Source organism: Bradyrhizobium sp. 187 (assembly GCF_023101005.1).
Classification (GTDB): domain Bacteria; phylum Pseudomonadota; class Alphaproteobacteria; order Rhizobiales; family Xanthobacteraceae; genus Bradyrhizobium; species Bradyrhizobium canariense_D.
In genome coordinates this window covers 3,622,065-3,637,374 of sequence record NZ_CP064693.1, presented here as the reverse complement: position 1 = coordinate 3,637,374, position 15,310 = coordinate 3,622,065, and the positions used below count along the sequence as shown (strand labels likewise).

Annotated in this window: 19 protein-coding genes; 10 read left to right on the top strand and 9 right to left on the bottom strand. The window is 64.2% G+C overall.

Annotated features, from left to right (window positions below):
* Nucleotides 1-85: 85 nt before the first annotated feature.
* The 5 genes from IVB19_RS17295 to IVB19_RS17275 all read left to right on the top strand — a co-directional run bounded on the left by IVB19_RS17295 (nt 86) and on the right by IVB19_RS17275 (nt 4,674).
* Entirely contained in the window at nt 86-712 is a 627-nt protein-coding gene (locus IVB19_RS17295; RefSeq protein WP_018454388.1) for a pilus assembly protein PilZ, read from the top strand.
* Between the two features lie 104 nt (nt 713-816).
* On the top strand, nt 817-1,089 hold the full coding sequence (locus tag IVB19_RS17290; RefSeq protein ID WP_018454389.1) for a hypothetical protein: 273 nt from the start codon (nt 817-819) through the stop codon (nt 1,087-1,089).
* 570 nt (nt 1,090-1,659) lie between these two features.
* Entirely contained in the window at nt 1,660-2,700 is a 1,041-nt protein-coding gene (locus tag IVB19_RS17285) for a PrsW family glutamic-type intramembrane protease (RefSeq protein WP_018454391.1), read from the top strand.
* A 74-nt stretch (nt 2,701-2,774) separates the two neighbouring features.
* Entirely contained in the window at nt 2,775-3,353 is a 579-nt protein-coding gene (locus tag IVB19_RS17280; RefSeq protein WP_026232724.1) for an HdeD family acid-resistance protein, read from the top strand.
* Between the two features lie 235 nt (nt 3,354-3,588).
* Nucleotides 3,589-4,674 (top strand): 3-deoxy-7-phosphoheptulonate synthase, encoded by a 1,086-nt coding sequence (locus IVB19_RS17275; protein ID WP_018454393.1) that lies wholly within the window; start codon nt 3,589-3,591, stop codon nt 4,672-4,674.
* Nucleotides 4,675-4,728: 54 nt separating this feature from the next.
* Here IVB19_RS17275 and IVB19_RS17270 read toward each other — a convergent pair whose 3' ends face one another.
* Genes IVB19_RS17270 through epmA form a run of 3 tightly spaced genes read right to left on the bottom strand, consistent with a single transcriptional unit; the run spans nt 4,729 to nt 7,179 of the window.
* Nucleotides 4,729-4,980 carry a hypothetical protein gene (locus IVB19_RS17270; protein WP_018454394.1) on the bottom strand — a complete coding sequence of 84 codons (252 nt, stop codon included), beginning with the start codon at nt 4,978-4,980 and terminating at the stop codon, nt 4,729-4,731.
* 43 nt (nt 4,981-5,023) lie between these two features.
* Nucleotides 5,024-6,118: a lysine-2,3-aminomutase-like protein gene (locus IVB19_RS17265; protein WP_026232725.1), complete on the bottom strand. Its 1,095-nt coding sequence runs from the start codon at nt 6,116-6,118 to the stop codon at nt 5,024-5,026.
* Nucleotides 6,115-7,179 (bottom strand): EF-P lysine aminoacylase EpmA, encoded by a 1,065-nt coding sequence (epmA, locus tag IVB19_RS17260; protein ID WP_018454396.1) that lies wholly within the window; start codon nt 7,177-7,179, stop codon nt 6,115-6,117. Before epmA ends, IVB19_RS17265 begins: the two co-directional genes overlap by 4 nt.
* Nucleotides 7,180-7,341: 162 nt before the next feature.
* On the opposite strand from epmA, the gene efp reads away from it, so the two are divergent.
* The 3 genes from efp to IVB19_RS17245 all read left to right on the top strand — a co-directional run bounded on the left by efp (nt 7,342) and on the right by IVB19_RS17245 (nt 10,624).
* Entirely contained in the window at nt 7,342-7,908 is a 567-nt protein-coding gene (gene efp, locus IVB19_RS17255; protein ID WP_026232726.1) for an elongation factor P, read from the top strand.
* A 23-nt stretch (nt 7,909-7,931) separates the two neighbouring features.
* Nucleotides 7,932-9,554 (top strand): M23 family metallopeptidase, encoded by a 1,623-nt coding sequence (locus IVB19_RS17250; protein WP_085353465.1) that lies wholly within the window; start codon nt 7,932-7,934, stop codon nt 9,552-9,554.
* 83 nt (nt 9,555-9,637) lie between these two features.
* Entirely contained in the window at nt 9,638-10,624 is a 987-nt protein-coding gene (locus IVB19_RS17245) for a DUF808 domain-containing protein (RefSeq protein WP_018454399.1), read from the top strand.
* Between the two features lie 30 nt (nt 10,625-10,654).
* Here the strand turns inward: IVB19_RS17245 and IVB19_RS17240 are convergent, their stop codons facing one another.
* Both IVB19_RS17240 and IVB19_RS17235 read right to left on the bottom strand, forming a co-directional pair.
* Nucleotides 10,655-11,107, bottom strand: coding sequence for a cupin domain-containing protein (locus IVB19_RS17240; protein WP_018454400.1), 453 nt, complete (start codon nt 11,105-11,107; stop codon nt 10,655-10,657).
* 65 nt (nt 11,108-11,172) lie between these two features.
* The gene (locus IVB19_RS17235; protein ID WP_018454401.1) at nt 11,173-11,652 is read right to left on the bottom strand and encodes a carboxymuconolactone decarboxylase family protein; all 480 of its coding nucleotides are present in this window, start codon (nt 11,650-11,652) and stop codon (nt 11,173-11,175) included.
* A gap of 54 nt (nt 11,653-11,706) precedes the next feature.
* On the opposite strand from IVB19_RS17235, the gene IVB19_RS17230 reads away from it, so the two are divergent.
* Nucleotides 11,707-12,228, top strand: a complete 522-nt coding sequence (locus IVB19_RS17230) for a MarR family winged helix-turn-helix transcriptional regulator (protein WP_018454402.1) — start codon at nt 11,707-11,709, stop codon at nt 12,226-12,228.
* A 27-nt stretch (nt 12,229-12,255) separates the two neighbouring features.
* On the opposite strand, the gene IVB19_RS17225 is transcribed toward IVB19_RS17230, so the two are convergent.
* The 3 genes from IVB19_RS17225 to IVB19_RS17215 all read right to left on the bottom strand — a co-directional run bounded on the left by IVB19_RS17225 (nt 12,256) and on the right by IVB19_RS17215 (nt 13,082).
* Nucleotides 12,256-12,426 (bottom strand): hypothetical protein, encoded by a 171-nt coding sequence (locus tag IVB19_RS17225; RefSeq protein ID WP_018454403.1) that lies wholly within the window; start codon nt 12,424-12,426, stop codon nt 12,256-12,258.
* A gap of 85 nt (nt 12,427-12,511) precedes the next feature.
* The gene (locus IVB19_RS17220; RefSeq protein ID WP_018454404.1) at nt 12,512-12,763 is read right to left on the bottom strand and encodes a hypothetical protein; all 252 of its coding nucleotides are present in this window, start codon (nt 12,761-12,763) and stop codon (nt 12,512-12,514) included.
* A gap of 58 nt (nt 12,764-12,821) precedes the next feature.
* On the bottom strand, nt 12,822-13,082 hold the full coding sequence (locus IVB19_RS17215; RefSeq protein ID WP_007591459.1) for a hypothetical protein: 261 nt from the start codon (nt 13,080-13,082) through the stop codon (nt 12,822-12,824).
* A gap of 135 nt (nt 13,083-13,217) precedes the next feature.
* On the opposite strand from IVB19_RS17215, the gene IVB19_RS17210 reads away from it, so the two are divergent.
* Nucleotides 13,218-14,438 carry a lytic murein transglycosylase gene (locus IVB19_RS17210; RefSeq protein WP_018454406.1) on the top strand — a complete coding sequence of 407 codons (1,221 nt, stop codon included), beginning with the start codon at nt 13,218-13,220 and terminating at the stop codon, nt 14,436-14,438.
* Between the two features lie 6 nt (nt 14,439-14,444).
* On the opposite strand, the gene IVB19_RS17205 is transcribed toward IVB19_RS17210, so the two are convergent.
* Nucleotides 14,445-15,242: an aldolase gene (locus IVB19_RS17205; RefSeq protein ID WP_018454407.1), complete on the bottom strand. Its 798-nt coding sequence runs from the start codon at nt 15,240-15,242 to the stop codon at nt 14,445-14,447.
* Nucleotides 15,243-15,310 lie beyond the last annotated feature (68 nt).

Below are 15,310 nucleotides of genomic sequence, written 5' to 3'. Positions count from 1 at the left end.
CTGCTCGTGAGCGCCGGTATCATTTGCTTAGAATTTGATTGCTATCGTGGAATTACGGAAAACCTCCGAAACACGATTGGCGCCCATGTCCGTCGCAGAGTTCCTCAGACAGCGTGCCGTGCATGTCACCGTGAGTGGCAGCTACTCGCTGCCGCGTTGGTACGATTGCGAGGGCAAGCTCCGTACCTTCGCCTGCCGCACCAGCCGCGTTTCACCGTTCCGCATGATGGTCGACGTTCCCGTAGTCGGAAAGGTCGGCGAGCGCGTGACCTCCTACTTCCAGGATTTTGGCGAATTCCAATGCACCATCAGCGCGACGCTGAAATCGGGCTTCCTGATGGAGCTCGACATGACGCGGGCCCGGCGCGCCTGGATGTCGGAAAAGCTGACCTGGCTCGAGAAGAAGCAAAAGGACGCCAGCGTCCAGGAGCTGCGGAATGACGCGCGCTTCGTTCCGCAGGTCGCGCACACCTTCCTGACGCTCGCCGACGGCAGCACCCATGCCTGCTTCATCATCGACGTCTCCACGGCCGGTGTCGCGATATCCTGCGAATACGATCCGCCAGTGGGAACCCCGCTTGCGGTCGGCGCTTGCGTCGGGCGCGTGATCCGCAAATTCGAAAACGGCTTTGCTGTCAAATTCGCCGAAAAGCAGTCGCGGGACGACGTCGTCCGGCTGATCGTCCGCACGGCCATGCTGCAATCGGCCTGATCCTCCGGCCGCGCTGCCCTATCGCAGCCCTATTTCGAGATAAGCTTTTGAAGGTCCGCGCCTCGTTCCGGACGTCATTTGCAGACTTGCGATCGGGGGACCGAATGGCAGTCGAGAAAATTACAGTCGATAAGGTCAGAGTCGACAAGATCACCTGGGACAGGGTCGGCCGGGTCACCGAGCCCGGACGCTACATGTACACGTTCGGCTGGCTCACCATCACCGCCGACGATCTCGATATCTGGAAGCAATACCCGCAGGCCGCGTTCACGCTGATGGCGCAGCATTCCGAGCCGGACGCGTCCACCGGCGAGGAGTTCCATCTCGGCGCCTTCGACGTCGCGCCCGACGCGCCGCCGCCGCTCACCACGCATTGAGACAGTCAAAGCGGGCTACGATCGGCAGCCAGCCGCCGCGGCAGGGCGCGTGGCGGGAACGCGTGGCACGCCCGTTGCTTTATCATTGCCATGACTCACATCCCCGCCTTCGATCAGGCCTTTCTGCTGTTGCTCATCGTGCTCTGCCTTGGTACGTGCCTTATCCGCGCCTTCTGGGAGGTGGAGCAACTCCGGGGCCGCCGCACCGCGTCCCCATCCCGCGCGATCAAGCGTGACTAGACCGGCTCGGCCGGCCGTGCGTAGCCCGGACGGGGCAATCCCGGCTCTGGACTTGCCGCGGCGACACGTGCATCGTCAATCGAAGAAACCTGCACATTGCCTTGATCTGACTTACCAATCGCGATCCGATGACGGGCGCGCGACCGTTGTCATGGGATGACGAGGTGGTTCTGTCATGCAATTGATTGCGCTCGTTATTCTGCACCTCGGCGACTGTCCTGATGAACGCAGGCTGTCACGCTTGTTAAGAGACGCGACAGCAAGCGCATGACACAAGGTCGCATCAGGGAATGTAGATAAGCGGATCAAGGGAACCTATTTTCGGCGCCGATGTACCTGATTGAAGCGTTACCCACCGTCATCGGAACGGCCGCCATTGCCCCGGCGCTGCTGATGCTGTGGCTCGTCATTGCCGCCGAGGAACGCCCCGGACCGCCGGCCCAGGTCTGGACCGCTTTCCTGCTCGGCGCGGCCAGCATTTCGCTGCTGGGCCTGGCCCGCGCCCCTTTCGCCAAGATGGTTGCGGCCCCGGACAACCCGTGGGCGGCACTGGCCATGCATTCGATCTTCGGCGTCGCGCTGCCGGAGGAAGCGGTCAAGGTGATCGCGATCGTGCTGGTCGCCTCGACCAAGCGGCGGACCTTCGCCAATCCGATGGACACCGTGGTCTATGGCGCCGCGGTTGGCCTGGGCTTCGCCGCCTACGAGAACCTCGCCTATCTCGTCCAGCACGCCGAGATGTGGCGCTCGCTGGCCGCCTTGCGCAGCGTGCTGACCGTGCCGTTCCACGGCGCGCTCGGCATCATCGCCGGCGCCTATCTGACCATCGCGCGCGCCGGCACGGCGCTGGGTGCCAACCGCCATCATCGCGACTGGGCTCGTCTCTCCAGCCGGCTGCTGATCTTCGCAGGTCCGCTCGCCCTGCATTCGGCCTTCGACTTCCCCCTGCTCACGCTTCAGCGCATGCCGGATCTCGATCCGGCGCTGCGGATGTGGTTGGGCGGCGCGAGCCTGCTGATCGGCTTCAGCTCGATCGCCTTCGCTATCCGCCTGGTACGGCGCGTCGCGCGCCATCACGCGCCCCGAACCGACGTCGCGCGCGAGCGCCTCAGCCAGCTCCGCCGGATGTGGGCGCTGCTGCTTGCCGGTGGCGGCGTCGGCTTTCTCGGGCTCGCCTTCGTGCTGACCTCGATCCATCACTGGCTCATCAATCCCGAGCGCAATCTGACGCTGGCCCTGATCCCGATCGGCCTGGTCTCGATCCTGCTCGGCCTCGCACTTCTGATCGTCACGACCGCGATCTATGTTCTCGGCCGCAACCGCATCCGCACCAGCGGCGAAGGTTTTTCGTCGGCGCACGGCGGCGGCTGAGCCGCGGGATGGCAAGCGCGGTGTGCACGTACTAGACTAGATTGAGGACACACCTCTCGATCCGGAGCCTGCCCATGACATCGCCTGAGGATTTTTCCCGGCTGCAATCCGCCATGAGCGGGACGGTCAAGGCACATTGGAAGGCCTTTCTGTTCGAAGGCATCCTGCTTGCGGTGCTTGGCGTCGCCGCGCTGATCCTGCCGCCGCTCGCAAGCCTTGCGATTGCGATCTTCCTCGGCTGGATGTTCCTGATCAGCGGCATCGGCGGATTGATCGCCACCTATTGGGCGCGCAGCACGCCGGGCTTCTGGTGGTCGCTGATCTCGGCCGCGCTGGCCGTGCTTGCAGGCATGCTGCTGCTGGCGCGGCCGATCCAGGCCGTGCTGACGCTGACCATCGTGCTCGGCGCCTATTTCCTCGCCGAGGGCGTCGCCACCATCATGTACGCGCTGGAGCATCGCCGCGAGCCGGGCGGCCGCTGGTCGTGGCTCCTGATCTCGGGCCTCGTCGACATCGCGATCTCGTTCATGGTGATCACGGGACTGCCGAGCTCGGCGGAATGGGCGATCGGTATCCTCGTCGGCATCAACCTGCTGTTCGGCGGCGCCACCCTGATCGGCATGGCGCTGGCGGCACGCAAAAGCAACAGTTGAGGCGCCGCGTGGCCGTCACGTCTATTGGGGGGTGACAAGCCGCCGATCGCACGCTATATGACGGGCGATGATCACCCTCGTCACCAGCTATATTTGGTACTTTAGCTACGACAGCTCGCTGGCGGCAGGAGGATCGCGCTCAATCTGAAACATTGCAGCAAACGTCCGAACAAGCCGCCAGACCCTGGCGGCTTTTTTATTGGCCGGCAGGGTCTCAAAATGACAGGAGCCCGCCGTGCTGAGCACGACCGACGATCTTCGTATCCGCGAACTGAAAGAGCTGAGCACGCCCGAAGAGGTGATGCGGGAAGTCCCGCGCACGCTCACCGCGACGCGCGTGGTGATGGCCGCACGCAACGCCATCCATGCGATTCTCAATGGCCAGGACGACCGGCTTCTGGTCGTGGTCGGCCCCTGCTCGGTGCATGATCCCAGGGCCGCGCTCGAATACGCCGAGCGCCTCGCGAGCTTGCGCGAAGAGCTTGCCGACCAACTCGAGATCGTGATGCGGGTCTATTTCGAGAAGCCGCGCACCACGGTCGGCTGGAAGGGCCTGATCAACGATCCTGATCTGGACGGCAGCTTCGACATCAACAAGGGCCTGCGGCTGGCGCGCAACGTGCTCTCGGCGGTAAATAATGTCGGCCTGCCCGCCGGCACCGAATTCCTCGACATGACGACGCCGCAATACATTGCGGACCTCGTGTCCTGGGCCGCAATCGGCGCGCGCACGACCGAAAGCCAGATCCATCGCGAGTTGGCCTCGGGGCTGTCCTGCCCGGTCGGGTTCAAGAACGGCACCGACGGCAATGTGCAAATTGCGGCGGACGCTGTGAAGTCGGCCTCGAATCCGCATCATTTCATGGCGGTGACCAAGCTCGGCCGCTCGGCGATCGCCTCAACCGCGGGCAACGAGGATTGTCACATCATCCTGCGCGGCGGCAGCACGCCGAACTACGATGCGGCAAGCGTCGCGGCGGCCTGCAACGATCTGGCGAAAGCAAGCGTCGCACCGCTCGTGATGGTCGATGTGAGCCACGCTAATTCGAGCAAGAAGCCGGAAAACCAGCCGCTCGTGACGGCCGACATCGCCGGGCAAATTTCTGGCGGCGAGAACCGCATCATGGGGGTGATGGTCGAGAGCAATCTCGTCGCCGGACGCCAGGACGTGGTGCCGGGCAAGCCGCTCACCTATGGCCAGAGCATCACGGACGGCTGCATCGACTGGGCGACCACGGCAACCGTGCTCAAGCAGCTCGCTAACGCGGTCGAGATCCGGCGCAACATCAAGCGCGCAGGGCTGCACGAGCGCTCCGCCTGACCAAACGATTGCGGGCGGGGTGAGGCTGTCGCACCCTGCCCGCTTTCCCGGCGCCTAGCAGCCGCGGCAGATGCTCTTGATCTTCTTGTCGAGCGCCTGATTTTCCTTGCTGAGGGGATCGTTCGGGTCGCTCAGGTTCTTCTCACTTGGCACGTCGCCAGCGCGCGGCTGCCGATGACCGACGGGCGCAGGCGGCAAAGAACCCGCCGATTGTCCCGAGGTCGTCGATCCCTTGCTTCCCGTTTGCGCGAAGCCGGCGCTGCCGAACACCGTCAGAAGCGACAGTGCTAGGATGATGCTTCTCATTTTGCTTCTCCATTCCTCGGGCCAGCATCTCCATCACGACCAATCAGGTCTCGGGCGGATAGAGGTGAACGTCGCCGCAATAATCCACGATACGATAGCGCGTTTCCGATGCCGCATCACCCGCATCAGGTGCGGTATTTTGCATCGGCAACACGTAATTCGGCCCCACCGGCGACTTGCCGGCACCGCCGGGGATGTCGATGACATAGTCGGGCTGACACAGTCCTGACACCCGTCCGCGCAGCTGCCGCATCAAATGCTGCCCCTCGGCGAGTGTCGTTCGCAGATGCGCCGTGCCGGGCGCGAGATCACCGTGATGCAGATAATAGGGCTTGATCCGGCATTCGACGAAAGCTCGCATCAAATCCGAAAGAGCGATTGCGTTGTCATTGACGCCGCGCAAAAGCACGGACTGGCTTACCATGGGAATTCCGGCATCGACCAGCCGCGCGCAGGCGGCACGCGCGGGCCCCGTCAGTTCGCGCGCATGGTTGGCATGCAGCGCCACCCAGGTGGTGGCGCCTTCGGCCTTGAGCGCCGCCACCATCTCGTCGCTGATGCGCGCGGGATCGGCCGCCGGCACGCGGGTGTGAAGGCGGATGATCTTGACGTGATCGATTCCGGCCAGATCGGCCATGATCTCGCCCATCCGCCGAGGCGACAACATCAGGGGATCCCCCCCGGTCAGGATCACCTCCCAGATCTCGCTGTGCGCGCGGATGTAGTCGATCGCCGCGCGATAGGCGGCGTCCGAGAGCGCGTTCTCCTTGCCGGGTCCGACCATCTCGCGGCGGAAGCAGAAGCGGCAATAGACCGCGCAGACGTGAACGAGCTTGAACAGCACGCGGTCGGGATAACGATGCACGATCCCGGGAACCGGCGAGTGCGAATGATCGCCGATCGGATCTGCATTCTCGCCCGGCTGCATCTCCAGCTCTGCGGCAGTCGGAACGAATTGGCGCGCAATGGGATCGTCGGGATCGGACCTGTCGATCAGATCGACCAGCGCCGGCGTGATCGCAACCGCATAGCGTGCGGCAATGCGATCGAGCACCGGCAGCGCTGTGGCTGACACCAGCTGCTCGGCCACAAGTTCGGCCGGCTCGCGCAATGTGCGCGCAAGATTGCTCTTCATCATGTCTCGCTCAACGTTTCATTTGCAGGCGGCGTCCACACCACCTGATCAATTCGCGATGCGCCGCTCGCCAGCATTACCAGGCGGTCGAATCCGAGCGCGACGCCGCTCGCCTCCGGCATCGCCGCGACCGCGGCCAGAAAGTCCTCGTCCAGCGGATAGGCTTCGCAGTAGCGGCGTTGCTTCTCTGCCATGGATTGCGTGAAGCGCTTGCGCTGCTCCTCGGCGTCGGTCAGTTCGCCAAAACCGTTGGCGAGCTCGACACCGCAGGCATAGACCTCGAACCGCTCGGCGACTCGGGGATCGCCCGCCTTCACGCGCGCCAGTGCCGCCTCTGGAGATGGGTATTCGAACAGAATGGTCAAACGGCCCTGCCCCAGATGCGGCTCGACATGCTCGACCAGAACCTTGCTGAAGATGTCGGACCAGGTGTCATCCTCGGCCACGCGGACCTTGCCGGCAACTGACCGCGCGAGCGCGGCGCGGTCGCCCTCGCCGCCGGAAATGGTCGCAAGCAGGTCGATTCCCGCAAACTGCTCGAAGGCGCTGGCAACCGTCACAAGCTCCGGCTCGGCGAAAGGATCTGCGGTCCGGCCGCGGAAGGTGAAGGCGCCGATACCGGTCGCCTGGGCCGCGCGGGCGATGAGGACGACGCAGTCGGCCATGATGGCGTCATAGGGCGCGCCTGCCCGGTACCATTCCAGCATGGTGAATTCGGGCAAATGCAGGTCGCCGCGCTCACGGTCCCGGAACACCCGGGCGAACTCGAAAATCCGGGTCTCCCCGGCCGCCAGCAGCTTCTTGCAGGCGAATTCCGGCGAGGTCCGCAAATATCGGCTCACACGGCTGCCGTCGGGCCGCATGATCTCGGTCCGGGGGGCGTGCAGGTGGGTCTCGTTGCCCGGGGAGACCTGGAGAACGGAGGTTTCGACCTCGACGAAGCCCTGCTCGACGAAAAATCCCCGTAGAGCCCCAGTGATGGCTCCCCTGGCCTGCAAGAAGGGCCGGCGGTCGAGATGCCGCGAGGGGGACCAGAACGGCGACATCGGCTTGTCCCCAGCCATTAACCGGCTGTCCCGCAAGCCAGCAAAATGCTGGCATCCAACGGCAAAACCAGTATGTTGCGGCCCGAAACGGGTGCCGCGGTCTGATTTGGGGCCCCAGGTCCCCCATCAATTTGACCACGTCCTGGCCCGAGCCGGGCCAAGCAAGCAGGAAATACAGCTTTGAGAGTCATCGCCAGTTCTATTCGCAAGGGCAACGTGATCGAGCAAGACGGCAAGCTATATGTCGTCGTGACCGCCGAGAACATCCATCCCGGCAAGGGCACCCCGGTCAGCCAGATCGAAATGCGCCGAATCTCGGACGGGGTAAAGATCTCCGAGCGCTACAAGACCACCGATCAGGTCGAGAAGGCCACAATCGAAGAGCGCAACTACACCTTCCTGTATGAAGATGGTGACGGCTATCACTTCATGAACCCGGAGACCTATGACCAGGTCCAGGTGTCCAAGGATGTGATCGGCGATGCGGCGGCCTATCTTCAGGAGAGCATGACGGTCAAGCTATCGCTGCACGGTTCCAACCCGGTATCGATCGCCCTGCCGCAGCGCGTGACGCTGGAAGTGATCGAGACCGAGCCCGTGACCAAGGGGCAGACCGCCTCCTCGTCCTACAAGCCCGCCGTGCTCTCGAATGGCGTTCGCACCACGGTGCCGCCGCACATCGCCGTCGGCACCCGAATCGTCGTGATGACCGAAGACGGCTCCTACTCCGAGCGTGCCAAGGACTGACGGGACCAAAGCGAGCGCAACAGGTGCCGCCGGGGGGCGAGACAGTGGTTGGGAAAAGTTTCCGCTTCGTCTCGCAACTTCTGGCGTCGCTTTCGCTCCTCATTGCCTCTCCACTTGCTGCGGATGAGTTCCGCAGCCCCTCACTCACGGCGCTGCGCGTCGATTGGCGCGCGGCGCTTGACCAGCTCCGCACCGAAATCAACGTCCATCCCCGGGCCGCGGAAGACTTCATCTTCGCACCCCGTCGTTCGGTGCCGCGCTACGATCCGCGCGCGATGCCGGCGCTGGTGCAGCTCAACGCGATCTCCTCGCAATTCTTCACCGGCATCGCCCGCAGCTCCGTGCCCGTGCTGCTGCCGTTCGACGCTGCCGCGTATCTCGAAGCTCGGCGCAATGGCGCGCCGGCGACCGTCGCGCTGTCGCGCTACCAGGCTGACTTCAATTCCGTCGACCTGTTCGATGCAGGTCCCGCCGGCTACAGCGCGACCTTTTCGTTCGAGCCTGGTACCGGAGACGGCATGCCGAGCCGGGTCTTCGCAAGGCCGGTCGAGGTGCAGATCACGGGCTCGGCGCTGGTCTATGACATTGCCGATCCCTCGGGCGGCAAGGGCGAGCCGGTCAAACCGCTCGCGGCGCTCTACCCGGACCTGCGCAAGTTCATCCGGGAAGGCTATATGCGCTACGCTTTCACCCGTTTCGGCGTCGCCTATGTGGTGTCGATCCAATGCCTCGACAGCGTTGCCAAGCCGCGGCGGCTTGCCTGCAAGGAGGCCTATCCGATCGCCGAGCGCTTCCTGAAGGCGCTGCGCGTGGCGGGCGGCCAGCGCATGCGGCCGCTCACGGACATCGCTTCCAACATTCTCGATCGTCCCACGGTACGCTCCCCGGACTTCACCTACAGGCCGAGCGGCGACATCATCCCGAACACCGGCTATCGCAAGCAGGGCGGCCATCCCGACGTGATGGCCTACGCACAGATCCGGTTTCCTCTCGAGAAGGCGCCCGCGTTCGTGCACTCGCAATCCTATGCCAAGCGCGACAAGATCGAGAGCACGACCGCCTATCCCTGGCGCGACAATTTCTGCGAATCCCGGAGTTTCGAGGTCTGGCAATGCGGCGGCGGCTATGGCCATCAGGGCGAGGACATCCGCGCGGCCGAGTGCCCACCGCCTGGTGAAGGCCGCCAAGCCTGTGATCCCAAGCAGCGCGCCGTCGTCGCCGTGCGGGATGCGAGGGTTATACGCGCTTCCAAGGACCAGGCTGTGACGCTGCAAATCAACAGCCGGAGCGAGCACATTCGCTTCCGCTACATGCATATGAACCCGCAGGCGCTGAACGCCGATGGCCTGCTCAATGGCCGCATCGTATCGGAGGGCGAGAAGATCGGCGTGGTCTCGAACTATCTCGACCATCCCGCCGGCACCTCGATGCACCTGCATTTCGACGTGCAAGTGTTCACCCGCGACGGCTGGATCTGGGTCAGTCCTTACGTCACGCTGGTCTCCGCCTATGAGCGCCTGATCCACGCCCGCGGCCGCGAGGTCGGCCCGGAGATCGCCGGCACGCCACAGCCTGTGGCGCATGCGCTGCCGGAGGACGTGCTCAAGCCGGACCTGCGCGAGGGATCGGGCGGCGACGAGAACTAACGGCTTGCTCCTTCCATTGCCAGGCAGTGCAAAAGCGTGTTGTCGCACACACCGCCCGATGGAAGGCCGAAGGAACTGGGTTGATGAGTGTCGGACTGATTGGTCTTCTCGACGATATCGCAGCGATCGCAAAGGTGGCGGCAGCCTCGCTCGACGATGTCGCGGGCCAAACGGCCAAGGCGGGAGCAAAGGCGGCTGGCGTGGTCATCGATGACGCAGCCGTCACGCCGAACTACGTGATCGGCTTTGCCTCGAAACGCGAACTGCCGATCGTAGGCAAGATTGCGGTTGGGTCGCTGCGCAATAAATTGCTGATCCTGCTGCCCATTGCCCTGTTGCTTGGTTATTTCCTTCCCGCCGCGGTCACGCCGCTGCTCATGCTGGGCGGCGCCTTTCTGTGCTATGAGGGCACCGAGAAGGTGCTCGAAGCCGCGATGCCGCATGATGCGCGCCACCACGAAGCCCAGCCCCAGCCAATTGCATTGAACGCGCGGTCGGTCGAGGACAAGAAAGTCGCAAGCGCCATCAAAACGGATTTCATCCTGTCGGCGGAGATCATGGCGATCACGCTGGCGGCCGTCCCGGCGGGCAGCATCTGGACCCAGGCGCTCGTGCTCGCACTCGTCGCCATTTTCATCACTGTTGGAGTCTACGGCGTGGTCGCCTTGATCGTGAAGGCGGACGATGTCGGCCTGGCCCTTGCGCGGTATGACGGCGCCTCGCTTGTTGGCGGCGCAATCCGATTGCTTGGACGTGCGCTGGTCCGCGGCATGCCTGTCTTCCTGGCGGTGCTGAGCACCATCGGCACCGCCGCGATGATCTGGGTCGGTGGCGGCATCATCCTGCACGGCATCGAACAATACGGCCCACCGGTAGTCGGCCATACGGTTCATGCCGCGACCGAGGCTGCCGCGCACCGCCTTCCCTCCATTGCCGGCACCGTCGGATGGGCGGTCGAGGCAGCCATTTCAGGCGTTATTGGGCTCCTTGTCGGCGCAGTTGCGATACCGGCCGTCACATACGGTCTTTCACCGCTATGGAAACGTCTGAAGCGATCGCAGCCGACCTGAACAAAAGCGGCTGCAGATTGCGGGTGCCGGCTACTCCAGCAACGTCGTGAGTTGCGCGCCCTCGTCCGCCACGAACACGGCAATCAATTCCGCCGGCTCCGTGGTGCTGGCATTGGCCGAGACCAGATGCGTCGAGCCGGGCGGCTCGAAGAAGGACTGGCCGAGGCCGAACGTCTCGACCGGGCCGCCGCCGAGCTGGGAGCGGATCTTGCCCTTGGTTATGTAGGCGGTGACGGATCCTGCGTGACGATGCGGCCGCGAGAACCCGCCAGGGCCGTAGAACACGCGCACGATGGTGACGCGCTTGCCCGGCACGTTCGGCAGCGCGTAGGAGTCGATCGGCTCGACCTTGTCCAGCGGCGAGCTTTCGGCGGCGGTGGCGCAGAGCGGCGCGAGTGCGCCGGAAATGGTGTCCATCGTCACCGGCAACGCCTTGCCGATCGCAAGCGCGCACGCAAGCCCGCCGACGACGGCGATCGCCATCGAACGCGATGGCGCCAATGTGGTGGGCAAACTTACTACGTCATCACGATCTCCCTTCGTTGCAATCAGGATGCCGCCGCATTCGCTGCGACCGGTCGCTTCGCCGGTGTCCAGCGAAACGCCGCACCGAAACGATTCCAGACGTTGATCGAGGCAACCGCAGAGGTCAGGTACGTCAGTTCGGTCTCGGAGAATTCACGGCTCGCCTCGGCATACACGCCCTCGCCGACTCCGTCGGGCAGGCAGGTCAGCGCCTCGGTCCAGGCCAGCGCGGCACGTTCGCGCGCGGAAAAGATCGGCGCCTCGCGCCAGACCACGACCAAATTGAGCTTGTCGACGGGCACGCCGATCCGCTCCGAAAGCAGGATGTGATGCTGCACGCAGAAGGCGCAGCCGTTGATCTGCGATGCCCGGAGCTTGACCAGTTCGAGAAGCTGCTTGTCGAGACCGGCCTTGGCCGCCACCTGGCCGAGCGCCAGCACCAGCTCATACGCATCCGGCGCGATCTTCTTGAAATCCTCGTATTCGCTGCGGGCGTGTGACATTGCCGTTCACCTCGTGGTATTGTAAGACCGCTTACATCTTATAAGAGCACTTACATGTTGCGCAAGTCGCCCAGTATCACGAGATCGAAATCCCGGCGCAAGACTGCCAAGCCTGACGCCGTGCGCGTGCCAGCCCCAGGGGAAGGCAAGCGCGGCGAGCAAGGCTATCTCGGCTATCTCTTGCGCCAGGCCCACGCCGCAGTCCGTCTGACGATGGAGCGGTCGCTCGCCGATCTCGGTGTCACCTCACCGCAATTCGCGGTGCTGACCATGCTCAACGCCTATCCGGGCCTCTCGGGCGCCGACGTTGCCCGCCTCACCTTTCTGACGCCCCAGACCGTCGGCGTCATCATCCGCAATCTCGAGCGTGACGGCGCGATTGTGATGACGCCGCATCCCGTCCACGGCCGCATCCAGCAATGGACGCTGACTCCGCGCGGCACGGCGCTTTTGAAAGCGTGCCGGGAAAGGGTGATTGCGTTGGAGAAGCGGCTGGCCGCCGGGCTCGATGTCAAGGCCGAGGCAAGCATTCGCCGCTGGCTCGCAGGCATCGCGGCCGATTTGCAGGAGGACTAGGCGAAGCGCGCTTGCCGCTGGCGGGACCTAGTCGCCGCCTCCGCCGTCGCCACCGTCCGAATCCGGGAAGTCACTGACGGCGCCGTGGCCTTGAATACCGCGCCCAAAGTTCTCCGCGAGGATCATCAGGACGACGACGAACAACCCGGCGCCGAACGGCCAGGGATTGGCGCGGATGATGTCGAACAGCTCCTGCATTCACGCATTGTGCGCAGACGGAAGCGAATCGACCGTAAAGTGACAGGCTCAAAATTGGGGATATCCGACCCGTTGCAGGCGCGCCCTACCCGCCCTTCAACACTTTCTTAACCTCGCCATCGGGCCAGGTCTCGCCCGCTGCGATCACCCGCACGCGGCTTTGATCGGCGTCGTTCACCAGCTCATGCGAACTCACCCGCTCGCCGCTTCGCTCCAGGTGCAGATCGGTTTCGGGCTTCCAGCTCAGTGTGGTGGCGAGATCGCCAGGGAAAATCTGCCATTGTGATCCGTCGTCGAGCTCGACGACGTGGCTCTCTGCATGCGCGCGTATCTTCATTCGACCCCGAATTCTCGACGGAAGGCGGGCCCCGACCATCGGCCGGGGCCCCGCTCCGTTAGTCGTTGTCGTGATGAATCACGGTCTTTTCGCGGTTACCGAATTCATCTTCCTTCTTGATGACGGTGGTGCGGTCGGCAGGCTCGCGCTCCTTGATCACGGTGGTGCGATCACGATCGCGGTCACGCTCTCGATATTCCGGGGACTGTCCGACGGTCACGCCGGCGCCGACCGGACCAACATGAACACCGACTTCGTCGGCGAATGCGGGGGCTGCGATAGCGGTGACCATGGCGGCCGCAAACAGATATTTCCTCATCTCGTCCTCCTCGATTGCATGCGGAGGGAATGCGTGAGTGCGACAATTTGTTCCGGAAGGAACAGGACGGACGTCCCGTTCCCGACCCTCCAGGAACCGACTCACAGGAGCCGCATTTCCCGCTACAATAAGTCGATGAAACACGCTGATTCCTCGATCCATCATACCCGCCGCGCCTTCACGATCGGCGCCGCCACCCTGCTCGCTTTCCCGACGCATGTCTTCGCCGCACCTCCAGGCTTCGACGAATGGCGTGAGGGTTTTCGCGCTCGTGCCATGGCCAAGGGCATCTCGGCTGCGACATGGCAGCGTGCGATGGCGCGGGTCGAGCCCGACATGAGCGTGTTCAAGCAGATGCGGAACCAGCCCGAATTTCATGAGCAGGTCTGGCAATACATCAACCGTCGCGTCTCCGACTGGCGCATCATCAACGGCAAGATCGCGCTGAAGAACAACGAGGCGCTGCTCGCGCGCATCGAGCGCGATTTCGGCGTCGAGCGCGGCACGCTGCTGGCGCTGTGGGGCGTCGAGTCCGCCTATGGCGATCCGCTGGTGCAGCAGAACCACATGACGCCGGTGTTTCCCTCGCTCGCCGCCCTCGCCTGGAACGAACCGCGACGCAAGGCCTATTGGGAAACCGAGCTGATCAACGCGCTACGCATCGTCGACAAGGGCTGGAGCACGCCGGAGCAGATGCAGGGATCCTGGGCCGGCGCGATGGGGCATTCGCAATGGATGCCGGAAGTCTGGCTCAATGTCGGCATCGACTATGATGGCGACGGCAAGGTGTCGCCGTTCGGCAAGCCCGACGACGCGCTGGGCTCGACGGCAAAATATCTCGTCAATCGCGGCAAGTGGCACCGCGGCGAGCATTGGGGCTACGAGGTGCGCACGCCCGGTGAGATGAGCGGCAGCCGGACCTATGCGGCTTGGCAGGCGGCCGGCGTCACCCGCGCCGACGGCCAGCCATTCCCGCAAGCCTCCGCATCCGCGCAGATGTGGACGCCGGTTGCGGGCGGGCCGACGTTTCTGCTGGGACCGAATTTCAACGCGGTGAAGAGCTACAATCCCTCGATGAACTATGCCCTGGCGATCTGCCATCTCGGCGACCGCTGCCTCGGCGCCCCGCCTTTCATCCAGCCGTTCCCCGGCTCCGAGCGCGCGCTGACACTCGCCGAGGTGCAGGAGATGCAGACGCGCCTGACCAAGGCGGGCTTCGACACCGGCGGCACCGACGGCCGCGTCGGCAACGACACGATGAAGGCAATCAAGGATTTTCAGCAGAGGGCCGGTATCGTGCCTGCGGACGGCTATGGCGGGCTGAAGGTGCTGGCGAAGCTACGCCAGGGGTCTTAGGCCGGCTCAATGCCGGTATTGCGGCTCCTCCGCATCGAGCTGCCGCCGGATCGCCGCAAGATGCAGCCGTGCAGATTCGGAATCGCCCTCGCGCATCTGCCTGTAGGTCTCGGCTGCAATCGCGGGATCGACCGGCAGCATCTGTCGCCCGGTCGACATCGCCAGCACCTGCACCTCGGCGGCGCGTTCGAGATAGTAGAGATCGTCCCAGGCTTCCGCGATGGTCGGTGCCAACACCATCACGCCGTGATGCTTCATGAAGATGATATCGGCATCCCCAACGGCGGATGCGATGCGCGCGCCTTCGCGGTTGTCGAGCGCGAGGCCGTTGTAGTCGCGGTCCACGGCGGTGCGACCGTAGAACTTGAGCGCGGTCTGGCCGGCCCAGATCAGCGGATCGCCCTCGGTCATCGACAGCGCCGTGGCGTAGGGCATGTGGGTGTGGAAGGCGACCTTGGCGCGCGGCAGGCGCTTGTGCATCTCGGCATGGATGTAGAACGCGGTCGCCTCGGGTACGCCCTCGCCGTCGAGCACGCTGCCGTGGAAATCGCAGATCAGCAGCTTTGACGCGGTCAGCTCGCGGAAGGCGTAGCCGTAAGGGTTGACCAGGAAGAGATCGTCATGGCCCGGCACCACGGCCGAGAAGTGGTTGCAGATGCCCTCCTCAAAGCCGTTGCGCGCAGCCATCCGAAAGCAGGCGGCAAGATCCTCGCGCGCGCTGCGGATCGCGTCGGTGACGAGGTCCGGACGGTTCGAGCGGAACGTTGCTGGCGTGGAGGACGATGAGTGAAGGCTGTGCGCCATGGCGGAAGGACACCTCTGTCGATCGGAAGACGCCCGCGTTGTACAGGTCCGACGCCTGCGCGTCAGCC

Excerpts from the sequence above, each read along its gene's own strand:
- IVB19_RS17285 (WP_018454391.1), top strand. The coding sequence starts at position 1,660 with ATGTACCTGATTGAAGCGTTACCCACCGTCATCGGAACGGCCGCCATT.
- IVB19_RS17290 (WP_018454389.1), top strand. The coding sequence starts at position 817 with ATGGCAGTCGAGAAAATTACAGTCGATAAGGTCAGAGTCGACAAGATC.
- epmA (WP_018454396.1), bottom strand. The coding sequence starts at position 7,179 with ATGGCTGGGGACAAGCCGATGTCGCCGTTCTGGTCCCCCTCGCGGCAT.
- IVB19_RS17220 (WP_018454404.1), bottom strand. The coding sequence starts at position 12,763 with ATGAAGATACGCGCGCATGCAGAGAGCCACGTCGTCGAGCTCGACGAC.
- IVB19_RS17205 (WP_018454407.1), bottom strand. The coding sequence starts at position 15,242 with ATGGCGCACAGCCTTCACTCATCGTCCTCCACGCCAGCAACGTTCCGC.
- IVB19_RS17230 (WP_018454402.1), top strand. The coding sequence starts at position 11,707 with ATGTTGCGCAAGTCGCCCAGTATCACGAGATCGAAATCCCGGCGCAAG.
- IVB19_RS17295 (WP_018454388.1), top strand. The coding sequence starts at position 86 with ATGTCCGTCGCAGAGTTCCTCAGACAGCGTGCCGTGCATGTCACCGTG.
- IVB19_RS17280 (WP_026232724.1), top strand. The coding sequence starts at position 2,775 with ATGACATCGCCTGAGGATTTTTCCCGGCTGCAATCCGCCATGAGCGGG.
- IVB19_RS17240 (WP_018454400.1), bottom strand. The coding sequence starts at position 11,107 with ATGGCGATCGCCGTCGTCGGCGGGCTTGCGTGCGCGCTTGCGATCGGC.
- IVB19_RS17225 (WP_018454403.1), bottom strand. The coding sequence starts at position 12,426 with ATGCAGGAGCTGTTCGACATCATCCGCGCCAATCCCTGGCCGTTCGGC.
- IVB19_RS17215 (WP_007591459.1), bottom strand. The coding sequence starts at position 13,082 with ATGAGGAAATATCTGTTTGCGGCCGCCATGGTCACCGCTATCGCAGCC.
- IVB19_RS17270 (WP_018454394.1), bottom strand. The coding sequence starts at position 4,980 with ATGAGAAGCATCATCCTAGCACTGTCGCTTCTGACGGTGTTCGGCAGC.
- IVB19_RS17265 (WP_026232725.1), bottom strand. The coding sequence starts at position 6,118 with ATGATGAAGAGCAATCTTGCGCGCACATTGCGCGAGCCGGCCGAACTT.
- IVB19_RS17235 (WP_018454401.1), bottom strand. The coding sequence starts at position 11,652 with ATGTCACACGCCCGCAGCGAATACGAGGATTTCAAGAAGATCGCGCCG.
- IVB19_RS17245 (WP_018454399.1), top strand. The coding sequence starts at position 9,638 with ATGAGTGTCGGACTGATTGGTCTTCTCGACGATATCGCAGCGATCGCA.
- IVB19_RS17210 (WP_018454406.1), top strand. The coding sequence starts at position 13,218 with ATGAAACACGCTGATTCCTCGATCCATCATACCCGCCGCGCCTTCACG.